At 39.1% G+C, this 12,266-nt stretch carries 13 protein-coding genes; all 13 read right to left on the reverse strand.

Features of this window, described 5'->3' with window-relative positions; translation table 11 throughout:
* Entirely contained in the window at window positions 1-660 is a 660-nt protein-coding gene (locus AB3G38_RS15540) for a DUF4159 domain-containing protein (RefSeq protein WP_367864787.1), read from the reverse strand.
* Complete coding sequence (locus AB3G38_RS15545) at window positions 657-1,361, reverse strand: 16S rRNA (uracil(1498)-N(3))-methyltransferase (RefSeq protein WP_367864788.1); 705 nt, start codon at window positions 1,359-1,361, stop codon at window positions 657-659. The genes AB3G38_RS15540 and AB3G38_RS15545 overlap by 4 nt, the downstream gene beginning before the upstream one ends.
* Window positions 1,362-1,372: 11 nt before the next feature.
* Window positions 1,373-2,698: a hemolysin family protein gene (locus tag AB3G38_RS15550; protein ID WP_354305578.1), complete on the reverse strand. Its 1,326-nt coding sequence runs from the start codon at window positions 2,696-2,698 to the stop codon at window positions 1,373-1,375.
* Window positions 2,698-3,249, reverse strand: a complete 552-nt coding sequence (locus AB3G38_RS15555; RefSeq protein ID WP_183868339.1) for an inorganic diphosphatase — start codon at window positions 3,247-3,249, stop codon at window positions 2,698-2,700. The genes AB3G38_RS15550 and AB3G38_RS15555 overlap by 1 nt, the downstream gene beginning before the upstream one ends.
* 14 nt (window positions 3,250-3,263) lie before the next feature.
* Window positions 3,264-3,908: a DedA family protein gene (locus AB3G38_RS15560; RefSeq protein WP_367864789.1), complete on the reverse strand. Its 645-nt coding sequence runs from the start codon at window positions 3,906-3,908 to the stop codon at window positions 3,264-3,266.
* Between the two features lie 44 nt (window positions 3,909-3,952).
* A complete protein-coding gene (locus AB3G38_RS15565; protein WP_367864790.1) occupies window positions 3,953-5,326 on the reverse strand; it encodes an NADH-quinone oxidoreductase subunit N in 1,374 nt (457 codons plus the stop codon).
* Between the two features lie 4 nt (window positions 5,327-5,330).
* A complete protein-coding gene (locus tag AB3G38_RS15570; protein ID WP_367864791.1) occupies window positions 5,331-6,797 on the reverse strand; it encodes a NuoM family protein in 1,467 nt (488 codons plus the stop codon).
* Window positions 6,798-6,818: 21 nt separating this feature from the next.
* Window positions 6,819-8,711 carry an NADH-quinone oxidoreductase subunit L gene (gene nuoL / locus AB3G38_RS15575; RefSeq protein ID WP_367864792.1) on the reverse strand — a complete coding sequence of 631 codons (1,893 nt, stop codon included), beginning with the start codon at window positions 8,709-8,711 and terminating at the stop codon, window positions 6,819-6,821.
* Window positions 8,712-8,732: 21 nt separating this feature from the next.
* A complete protein-coding gene (nuoK, locus tag AB3G38_RS15580) occupies window positions 8,733-9,062 on the reverse strand; it encodes an NADH-quinone oxidoreductase subunit NuoK (RefSeq protein ID WP_041883890.1) in 330 nt (109 codons plus the stop codon).
* Window positions 9,062-9,559, reverse strand: coding sequence for an NADH-quinone oxidoreductase subunit J (locus AB3G38_RS15585; protein ID WP_183868344.1), 498 nt, complete (start codon window positions 9,557-9,559; stop codon window positions 9,062-9,064). Before AB3G38_RS15585 ends, nuoK begins: the two co-directional genes overlap by 1 nt.
* Window positions 9,560-9,640: 81 nt before the next feature.
* Window positions 9,641-10,141: an NADH-quinone oxidoreductase subunit I gene (locus AB3G38_RS15590; RefSeq protein WP_183882502.1), complete on the reverse strand. Its 501-nt coding sequence runs from the start codon at window positions 10,139-10,141 to the stop codon at window positions 9,641-9,643.
* Window positions 10,142-10,174: 33 nt separating this feature from the next.
* Complete coding sequence (gene nuoH / locus AB3G38_RS15595) at window positions 10,175-11,215, reverse strand: NADH-quinone oxidoreductase subunit NuoH (RefSeq protein ID WP_367864793.1); 1,041 nt, start codon at window positions 11,213-11,215, stop codon at window positions 10,175-10,177.
* A complete protein-coding gene (locus AB3G38_RS15600) occupies window positions 11,215-12,219 on the reverse strand; it encodes a 2Fe-2S iron-sulfur cluster-binding protein (protein ID WP_367864794.1) in 1,005 nt (334 codons plus the stop codon). Before AB3G38_RS15600 ends, nuoH begins: the two co-directional genes overlap by 1 nt.
* Window positions 12,220-12,266 lie beyond the last annotated feature (47 nt).

Genomic DNA, 12,266 nt, shown 5'->3' on the forward strand with positions numbered 1-12,266 from the left:
TTAATGTGTTAAAACATAACTGACTAAATTTGCGCCCATTTTAAGCGCATTATTTCTTTTTTCCACTGTATCTCCCGGATAAGTCCCAAAGTCCTCCCAGCCATTCCCTAAATCACACTCATAGGTATAATAACAAACTATTCTACCCTCCCACAACAGCGCAAAGCCCTGCGCGCGCTTTCCATCATGCTCATGGATCTTGGGCAGACCATTCGGAAATTTAAATTTTTCACTATAAATCGGGTGATTAGCAGGCAATTCGATAAATGATAACTCGGGAAATACTTTTTTCATCTGTACCCTTACATATTTATCCAGCCCATAGTTATCATCTATATGCAAAAATCCTCCTCCTATTAAATAACGGCGGATATTCTGAGCCTCCTGTGCGCTGAACACTACGTTTCCGTGCCCGGTCATATAAATAAAAGGATAATTAAAGATTTCAGGACTGCCCGCTTCTGCAATTGCTTCTTCGGGAGCAAAATTAGTATGCAGGTTCTGATTACAAAAGGCAGCCAGGTTAACTAAAGCAGTTCTGTTGCCATACCAGTCTCCTCCACCGCTATATTTAAGTCTCGCCAGCTGATAAGCAGGCGTATAAAAACCGCTTGTCAGTAAAACCATTAAAGGGAAAAAGATCAGGAGTTTAAATTTCATCTATTTAAGTAATTCACCTCAAAACATGCAGCCAAAGCGGCAGTTTCTGTCCTGAGACGCGTATTACCTAAAGTTAATGGTTTAAAGTCATTTTGCAAAGCCAGTTGAATTTCATTTGGTGTGAAATCTCCTTCCGGCCCGATCAGGATCAGGTAATGCTGCCCCGGTTTGGAAACCTGGCTGATAAAGCCGCGTGGTTCTCCGTCTGCACAATGTGCAATCATTTTATAATCAGCAGTATGTTTACTGATAAACTCTTTGAAGCCAACCGCATCATTTAATACCGGATGATAAGCCTGTAAAGATTGTTTAACTGCCGAAGTGATCACTTTATTCAAGCGTTCTTCTTTGACAATTTTACGTTCCGAACGTTCACAGATCAGCGGGGTAATCATATCAATTCCAATTTCCGTTGCTTTCTCCAGAAACCATTCCAGCCTGTCTATATTTTTTGTAGGAGCCACTGCAATATGAAGCCCGTGGTTTCTCTTTTGATATTCCCTGGTGGTCATCAGCACATGCAGGGTTACATTTCTTTTAGATTCAGCGATGATTTCTGCTTCATAGAGCCCGCCTCTGCCATCAATCAGGTGTACAACATCACCAATCACCAGACGCAATACTTTCATACAATGCCTGCTTTCTTCCTCATTTAAAATATAGGAATCAGCGGTAATATCCGGCGTATAAAAAACATGCATCTTATCTGATTTTAGTGATTATCTACCAGATCATTGTTACTGATCACCAATTCAAGCTTGATCGTTTCAATGTTCTGCTCTGTCTTTTTAAGGATGGTAAATAAATAGCCATAACATTCTTCACTATCACCTACATCAGGGATCTTTCCAAAAGCATGGGACACCAGACCACCAACAGTATCAAAATCCAGATCTTCAGGAAGATCATGTGGAAGATGCTCATTCACATCGTAAACAGTTGCATAAGCATTGATCACGAACTCTGTATCAGAAATCTTTTCTACAGTAGGTTTTTCTTCATCATATTCATCCTGAATCTCACCTACAATTTCTTCAACAATATCTTCCAGCGTTACCATACCCGCTGTACCACCAAATTCATCGATGACAATAGCAATCTGAATGCGTTTCTGCTGAAGCTCACTTAACAGATCATTGATCTTTTTCGTTTCCGGAACGAAATAAGGTTTTCTGATAATATCTTTTAATGACCACTCTTTATTTCCTGCCAGTAAAGGCAAAACATCCTTAGCGTGTATAATGCCAATGATCTTATCAATAATATCATCGTATACCGGCATCCTGGAGTATCCTTCAGCAATAATTAATGTAATTACTTCTTCTTTTGGCGTAGACAGTTCGATACCCGAAATCTTGGTTCTGGGTACCATAATATTTTTAACCACACGTTCATTGAAATCAAAAACGTTACGGATGAGTTCATGCTCGTTGTTATCCAGCGCACCACTCTCTCTTCCCTGATCTAACAGGTAATATAGTTCTTCTGTACTGTGTACCGCCTCGTGACCGCCAACTGTAGAAATACCAAAAATTTTCAGGATAATATTCGCAAACCCATTCAGTAACCAGATAAACGGTCTGAAAACTACATAGAATACCTGTAACGGAACAGAGATAAAAAGCGTAGTCGCTACGGGGCGCTGAATAGCAATTGATTTTGGTGCAAGCTCTCCGAATACAATGTGCATAATCGTAATAAAACTGAATGCAATAATTGGAGAAGCAGTTTTCGAGAAGGAATCGATGAATGCAGGGGACTGGTTTAATGAAGTTAATAGATTGTGTAACAGATGTTCCATTACTGATTCTCCAACCCAGCCTAATCCCAGTGATGCCAATGTAATACCCAGCTGCGTTGCAGCCAGGTATCCATCAAGATGTTGTGTAATATATTTAGCAATATTAGCTACTCTATTACCAGATTTAGCCTTAATTTCTATTTGCGACGCTCTGACTTTAACGATTGCAAACTCAGCTGCAACGAAAAAGCCGTTTAAGACGACCAAGAAAAAGGTTAAGAATATTTGAAAGCCCATTAAGAGTTGTTTCTAAATGTACTATTATAAAGTTCTATACTTTCTTCAATAACCTTATAAGCATAAGTAACGCCCATCAACTTTTCGATAGTCACGTTCTTTTCTTCTAAAGCTTTATAATCCTGGAAAAATCTTACGATTTCTTTCATCTGGTGTGGTGGCAATTCAGAAATATCATTGATATAGTTCACTGACATATCATTTTTTGCAACAGCGATGATTTTATCATCCTGCTCACCATTATCAACCATGTGCATTACACCAATAACTTTTGCCTCAACAATAGATAAAGGATAAACATCCACAGAACACAAAACAAGAATATCTAATGGATCATTGTCATCACAGTAAGTTTGAGGAATGAAACCATAGTTTGCAGGATACATGACAGAAGAAAACAGGACACGATCCAATTTAATCAAATGAGAGTCTTTATCTATTTCGTATTTAGCCTTTGATCCTTTAGGAATTTCAATAATAGCATTTACAGATTCTGGTAAATTAGCACCTGGAGAAACACTGTGCCAGGGATGTTTTGTGTCTATTTGCATTTTTTTTAATGTTGTTATTTATTCTCTTCGTTTGTATGTACCCGCTTCTTCAAAAAAGTATAGAGCAGCGGGATAGTAGTTATAACCATAAAACCTACAATAATATAAAGCAGGTAAGCGTTAATTTCCTTTTCAAATTTCTTGCCAAGAAAATAGCCCAGCAAAGTTAAAGATGTTATCCATAAAAAAGCACCACAAATATTATATAGTGCGAACTTCTTAAAATCAAGTTTAACGACCCCGGCAATGATTGGTGCAAAAGTTCTGACAATGGGAACAAATCTTCCCATGATTAAAGCAAAAGCACCTTGTTTGTGATAGTAAGCTTCAGCCGCTTTAAGATATCGCTTTTTGAAGAAAAAAGTGTCTTTACGATCGTATAAAACCGGCCCCGTTTTCTTTCCAAACCAATAACCGGTAAAATTACCTGAAACCGCCGACGCAATCAGACCAAAGATAAGCACGTAAATATTTACGTCAAGTTTACCCGTCGCCACGAACATCCCGGCAAGAAACAATAAGTAATCCCCAGGTAAGAAAAATCCAAAAAATAATCCCGTCTCAGCAAAAATTACGAATATCAGGACATAAAAGCCACCCTCTTTAAGTAATTTCTCAGGATCAATAAAGTGATGTACGGAGGTCCAGAAATCGTGCATAGTTCAAGTAATCGTAAAATTACAAATAATTTCCTGAGAAATGCCTATATCAGATTTAATATTATAGTTGGATAAACTCCTAAGAATATAGTGATGATTACAGATAAAATTAAAACTACTTTGTATTGAACCGGCGTTTCTAATACCACCTCAGCACCTTCTTTAAAGTACATAGCTACAATTACTCTTAAGTAATAGTAAAACCCTACAAGCGCATTTAAAATCGCAAATGCAACCAGGTAGATCTGGTACTCATTCATCACATTTAAAAACATCAGGTATTTTCCTATAAAACCAGCAGTAAGCGGTATACCAGCTAGAGAAAGCATCGCAATAGTTAATGCCAGCGCTACTAAAGGATTGCGTTTCCCCAATCCGTTGAAACTCTCAAAATTATCATGACCAGTTTTCTGTTTCACCAGGATCAATACTGCGAAAGCAATAATACTGGCAAAAGTATAGGCTGCTGCATAAACCATTACATTGTTTGCCGAATTGGCAGTCAAAGTAACTAAAGAGAATAACAGGTAACCTGCATGAGAGATACTTGAATAAGCAAGCATCCTTTTGAAGTTCTTTTGGAAAAGGGCTGTCACATTACCGATAAATAAGGTAATGCATACAATAGCCATCAATGGTGGCATCCAGAAATCATGAAGCGGAGCAAAAGTGCCAGCGAAAAGACGTAAGAAGGCTGCAAAACCAGCAGTTTTCACCACTGTAGACATGAAAGCAGTGATCAGAGAAGGTGCGCCTTCATATACATCAGGAGTCCAGAAGTGGAAAGGTGCAGCACCTATTTTAAAACATAGCCCTACCATGATCAGAATTACTCCAGGATAAAACAATGGAGATACCGCCTGGTAATTTCCAATCAGGTACTGGTTAATTGCGTGCAGGCTGAATGAACCTGTAGCACCATAAACTAAAGTGATCCCGAATAAAAGGAAACCTGTAGAAAAGGCACCCATCAGGAAATATTTTAAAGAAGCCTCATTGGAAGCAAAATTGTTCTTCCGGATACCCGCGAGGATATATAACGCCACAGACATAATTTCTATTCCAATAAACAACATGGACATATTGGTATAAGATACCATGATCACGATACCCGAAAGGGCGAATAAGATCAAAGTATAATATTCTGCTACGTTTTCACTGTCTTTAGCAAAGTAATTCTGCGTCAGTAAAAAGATGAAAATCGTGCCTAAAATAGTCAGTGATGAAAAAGCGATGGCAAAATTGTCCATCTCCATCATTCCATAATACACTGTATTGGAATTCCAGGCTGTAACTGCAAAGGCCAGAGAGATCAATAACCCCACAAGAGTTAGTGGTAACAAAGCTTTCTTCGCTTTGAATAAACCTGCATAAAGCACCGCTAAAGCTGTAACAACAATTGTTATAATGATATTCATTTCCTTATTTTACCGATGTTAATTTTTGATTTACCTGTTCTAATAATTGTTGTACCGAAGCTTCTGATAAATGCAGAATTGGTTTAGGATATACTCCCAGTACGATAATCAACGCACAAATTATAAACAATACAATTTGTTCAGTCCCTTTAATGTCTGCAAATCCAACAGTAAGCTCATTGGTTTTACCTAACATAATGTTCTGGTACAGGCGGAACATATATACCGCACCAAAAATAACTGTCAGTCCTGCAAATACGACAGCCAAGATATTATACTGGTAAATACCGATCAGCAATAGAAACTCTCCGATGAAACCATTGGTTCCTGGTAAAGCTACTGTTCCCAATACAATGATCAGGAATGCAATTGCCAGTTTTGGCGCTGATTTCGCAATACCACTCAGTTCAGCAATCGTATTTGTTTTTACCCTGGAGAAAATAATGTCAAGGACAAAAAATAACCCGATCACGTTTACACCGTGACTTAAAATCTGGATCATTGCGCCTTGCATACCTTGCGTATTTAAAGCGAAGATGCCCGCAGAGATCAACCCTACGTGGGCAATAGATGAATAAGCGATTAGTCTTTTTGCGTCTTTCTGCCTGAAAGCGATTAAAGAAGCATATACGATTCCGATAACAGACAGGATAATTGCGGTGTTGCCCCATTCCTGTACACCTGCCGGAACAATGGGTAATAACCATCTGATCACACCATAAATACCCATTTTCAACATGATACCCGAAAGTAACATCGTACCTGCTGCCGGTGCCTCAGTATAAGTATCCGGTTGCCACGTATGGAAAGGGAAAACTGGCATTTTAATCGCAAAAGCAATAAAGAATGACCAGAATATCCAGCCCTGCTGAACAGGATCTAAATGAAGCTGATAGAATGCTTGTATATCAAAGTTATGTGCAGGATTCTGTAAGTACAGGTAAATAATACCTAATAACATGAATAAAGAACCGGCAATCGTATAAACAAAAAACTTCATGTTTACTTTAATGCGGTCTTTACCTCCCCAGATTGCACAGATAAAATAAATTGGGATTAATGCTGCTTCCCAGCCGATATAGAATAAGAAAGCATCCATTGCTGTAAATACAACCAGTAAACCTGCCTGCATAAATAAGATCAAAGCAAAGAAACCAGCTGGTGATTTATAAGTATGCTGATAACTGGCCAGGATAATGATCGGTACCAGCACATTGGTGAGCAATACTGTGATTAGGCTGATCCCGTCGATACCTGCATGAAAATGAATTCCAAGATCCTGAATCCAGGGTAAGTTAACGACAAATTGTGTACTTGCATCCGGGATAAACTGTCCGGCAACAACAGCTGTTAATGCCAATGAAGCAACAGCGAAAACCAGGGCTACATGTTTAGCGGCATTGCCGGTAAATGCTGTAACCAGTGCACCAACTACTGGCAGAAATATTAGAAGTATTAAAAGTTGTTCCATTATGTTTTCTTGGACGATCTTTTATAGAGATAAATAAGTATACAATAACAACGAGATGATTCCAACCACCATCATAAAAATATAGAACCCAACATTACCTGACTGCAGTAATCTGACTCCTTTACTTGCTTCCGATGTGCTCCATCCTAAACCATTGACAATACCGTCAATAATCTTTTTATCAAATACCTTATAAAAGAATACTGAAATAGCATCCAGAGGTTTTCTGATTAAAGTATCATAAATCTCATCTATATAAAATTTATGATAAGATAGTTTAGCCAGTGCGGAACGTTGTCCTTCGTCTGCCACAGGAACATGGTTTTGTTTCACATATTTGCTATAAGCAAATGCGATAGAAATCAATACACCCACAACCGAAACAGCCATTAAAATATATTCAGTCGCATGATCCGGCGCTTCTCCATGATGCTGGATAACCGGTGCAAGCCAATGTGATAACCAATGTGAACCTCCCAGTGATTCCGGAATACCAATGGCACCACCGATAGCTGAAAGCACGGCAAGAACGATTAATGGGATCGTCATACTTTTTGGAGACTCATGAATTTTTTCTTCAGCATGATGTGTTCCTCTGTATTTACCAAAAAAGGTAAGGAACAACATCCTGAACATATAGAATGCAGTTAAAAAGGCAGTGAATACACCAATTGCCCACATTACTTTGTTATACTCGTATACATGAGAAAGGATCTCGTCTTTCGAGAAGAAACCTGAGAACGGAGGTAAACCCGAAATCGCAATTGTACCAATCAGCATGGTTAAGAAAGTAACCGGAAGTTTTTTACGTAAACCACCCATATGTCTCATATCCTGCTCATGGTGCATCGCATGGATCACCGATCCTGCACATAAGAACAATAATGCTTTAAAGAAAGCATGTGTAATGACGTGGAAGAAAGAACCGTTATAAGCACCAACACCTAATCCTAAGAACATATATCCCAATTGAGATACTGTAGAATAAGCCAGTACTTTTTTAATATCTGTTTGTGTCAGGGCAATCAATGCACCCATAACAGCTGTTGACAGACCAATAATTGCAATTAAATGCTGAACTACAGGAGCCAGATCAAATAATACATTGGAACGTGCAATCATATAAATACCAGCGGTTACCATTGTTGCCGCGTGAATCAGGGCAGAAACAGGCGTAGGACCAGCCATCGCATCCGGTAGCCAGGTAAACAATGGAATTTGTGCAGATTTACCGCAGGCACCCACAAATAATAGCAAAGCAATTAATGCAATGGTAGAATTGCCGGAAACCATATTGCCTGCCAGCGGGAATATTTTAGAGAACTCCACACTACTGAAAGTAGTGAAGATCAGGAATACCGCGATTAAGAAGCCTAAATCACCGATACGGTTCATAACAAAGGCTTTCTTTGCTGCTGTCGCGTAACTGCTGTTGGTAAACCAGAAGCCGATCAGTAAGTAAGAGCATAATCCAACACCCTCCCATCCGATAAACATCACGATATAGTTTGATCCAAGAACCAGCAATAACATGAAAAAGATAAACAAGTTTAAATAGCTGAAGAATTTACCGAATCCTTCATCATCGTGCATATACCCGATCGAGTATACATGAATCAGGAAACCAATTCCGGTGATGATCAGCAACATGATTGAACTCAATGGATCTACCAGGAAGGAAACCGGAATTTTTAATGAACCAGCACTGATCCAGTCAAATAAGAAAATCTCATGCGATTTCACAGCATCATTGCCTAAAGCTAAAAAGATGCCGATACTAATCACAAAAGATATGAATATCACGCTACTCCCAATAAAACCGATCAGGTTTTTGGATAATGTATTTCTCCCAAGACCGCTGATCATAAAGCCTAAAAGAGGAATTAACGGAACCAGCCAAACTAAATTTATCATTTTATAATTTATTCTTAATAATTACCACTTAAGGCGATTCAATACATTAATATCTGTAGACTGCGTATTTCTGTAAACCATTACAATAATACTTAAGCCCACTGCTACTTCGGCCGCTGCCAGAGCCATGATGAAAAACACAAACACCTGCCCCGAAGGATCGTTGCTATGTACAGAGAAAGCAGTAAGTAATAAATTAACAGCATTCAGCATCAACTCTACCGACATAAAAATTACGATAGCATTTCTGCGGGTCAGTACGCCTATTACACCGATGGTGAAAATGATAGCACTTAACCATATATAATGATTAAGCGGTACACCCTGTAAGGTTTGAGTAAGATTATTCACTATACTTTTTCTTTTTTAGTTAATAATACGGCACCAACCATAGCTGTAAGCAATAGAATTGAAGACAATTCGAAAGGCAGCATAAATGGACCGAACAATTCTTTACCCAGGTTCTTAACCAGACCTAAGTTTGGATTCTGCAATACTAAAGGATCAGATACAGCTGTAGCTTTTAAAGAGCCAATCAGCGTCACTACCAGACAGCATCCGGCAACAATACCTACAACCTTTACCAAACCAGACTTCAGCGGTTCATTCTCTTTATTGAGATTAAGCAGCATCAGGACAAACAGGAAGAGTACCATAATTGCCCCCATGTACACAATAAAGTTTACTACTGCCAGAAACTGTGCATTAAGCAAAATGTAATGGACTGTGAACGTAAAAAACGTTACGATCAGATAAAGTACACTGTGCACCGGGTTCTTTGCGAAAATCACCATCAGTGAAAAGAAAATACTTAAAAAAGCGACCAAATAGAATACTGATGTACCCATTTATTATTTTTGTTTTAAAGCCGTAAACGGCAAATGTATAAACTGTTTATATCAAGAAGCGATTACCCCGCTTCAATTTCATTATTTCTTTACCAGAGGCTCTTCTACCAGTTTGTCTTTACCGTAAATAAAGTCTTTACGCAGATAATCTGAAGGGACAATCGGCCCGTCCAGGTAAATTGCTTCTTTCGGACAAGCTTCTTCACATAAACCGCAGAAAATACAGCGCAGCATATTGATTTCATATACAGCTGCATATTTTTCTTCTCTATACAAATCCTTCTCTTCTGGTTTACGTTCAGCAGCAATCATAGTGATTGCTTCTGCAGGGCATGACAATGCACATAACCCACAGGCAGTACAACGTTCTTTGCCATTCTCATCTCTTTTCAGGGAATGCATCCCTCTCCAGTTGATAGACATTTCACGCTGAACTTCAGGATACCTGATCGTCGCCTCTTTTTTGAAGAAGTGACTGATCGTAATAGCCAGACCCTTTCCTAATGCAGGCAGGTACATCCGTTCCGCAAAATTAAGTGGCTTTTGTATTAAAATTTTCTTTTTACTGGTTAATGGTTCCATTAAACCTCCTTTTATATTCCGCTGAGCGGATAGTTAAAACTTTTCTACTATTGCAATCACAATACCTGTGATAATTACGTTCGCTATGGCAATTGGGATCAGAACTTTCCAGCCCAGGTGCATCAGCTGATCATAACGGAAGCGAGGAATTGTCCATCTCACCCACATAAAGAAAAATATGAAGGCAAATATTTTAGCGAACAATACAGCGGTTCCGATTAATGGTGCAATTACAGGCCCAACCTGCGTTAATACCCAATCCATACCCGGGTAGTTATAGCCTCCAAAGTATAATGTAGCCATTACTGCCGAAGACACAAACATATTGATATATTCCGCAAAAAGGTAAAAACCTAATTTCATCGAAGAATATTCTGTGTGGTATCCACCAATTAATTCAGTTTCACACTCCGGTAAGTCGAATGGTGCTCTGTTAGTTTCAGCAAATGCGCAAATGATAAATAACAGGAAGCCTAATGGCTGATAAAGCACATTCCAGTGCCATCCATGCTGCATATCCACGATTTCTTTCAGACTCATCGTATTAGTTACCAATAACAAGGCGATAATAGAAAGTCCCATGGCAACCTCATAACTGATATTCTGCGAAGCCGCGCGGATAGCACTTAAAAGAGAATATTTATTGTTAGAAGCCCAGCCCCCGATCATTACCCCGTATACACTCAGAGAAACTACGCCGAAAATGTATAAAACACCAACGTTAATATCGGTTACCTGTAATGGAATAACTCTTCCGGCAGCCGTTGTGATCGGGCTTCCCCATGGAATAACAGCAGTTCCGATACAGGCGGTCAGCATCGCTAAACCCGGCCCAACCATAAACAACCACTTGTTCGCATGCGTAGGAATAATTTCTTCCTTCATGAACATTTTCAGTCCGTCTGCCAATGGCTGTAAGATCCCGAAAGGGCCTGCACGGTCTGGTCCAAGTCTATCCTGCAAAAAAGCAGCAACTTTTCTTTCCGCATATGTAGAATACATAGCGATAACTAAACTTATACCAAAAATGATAGCGACCAGTATAAATTTTTCTATGACGAATGAGATATCCATTAGAATTTAGCGGTTTTTTCCAGTTCAACTTTATTAGCTTCCTGCAAACGAAGATCTTCCTGAATTACAGGTAACGGAATCATCGTTTCGTAATGATTAGCAGAGATTACAGAAGTATCACTGATATGCGTAGGATGCTCAATCGTCCAGTCTGCTGTTTTCTTTTTATCGAAACGGCACGTGTTACAAATGAACTCCTCCACTTCACCATAAATATCTTTACGGGCAGTTACTCTTAAAACATCCTCTCCCTTATACCATAAAGTCACTTTACCACTACAAGTAGGGCAATCTCTATGCGCATCTACAGGTTTTGTAAACCAAACTCTGTTTTTGAAACGGAAAGTTTTATCAGTTAAAGCACCAACCGGACATACGTCAATCACGTTTCCGGAGAAATCATTATCAACAGCAGTCTGGATATAAGTAGAAATTTCTGAATGATCACCCCTGTTTAAGATACCATGAACACGTTTATTAGTGATCTGATCTGCTGTAAACACACAACGGTAGCATAAAATGCATCTGTTCATGTGTAACTGGATCTTATCTCCTATATCGATACGCTCAAAAGTACGGCGCTCAAATTCATAACGTGTTTTCTGTAAACCATGCTCATAACCCAGATTCTGCAAATCGCATTCTCCGGCCTGATCACATACTGGGCAATCCAGCGGGTGATTAATTAACAGCATCTCTACCACACCACTTCTGGCTTCAATTACTTCAGGAGAAGTAATATTCTGCACTTCCATTCCGTCCATTACTGTGGTACGGCACGAAGCAACAAGCTTAGGCATTGGTCTGGGGTCTTTTTCAGATCCCTTGCTTACTTTTACGATACAAGTACGGCACTTACCTCCACTACCTTCCAATTTGGAATAGTAGCACATTGCAGGAGGCACAATGTCTCCTCCAATTTGCCTTGCAGCATTCAGGATTGTTGTACCGGGCTCTACTTCGACAGTTATCCCGTCTATGGTTACCTTAACTTTTTCACTCATTGTTAAATGATATTCTTTTATCATTCCTGCGTTTCTCAATCAAAAAA

It is taken from the genome of Pedobacter sp. WC2423 (assembly GCF_040822065.1).
Lineage (GTDB): Bacteria > Bacteroidota > Bacteroidia > Sphingobacteriales > Sphingobacteriaceae > Pedobacter.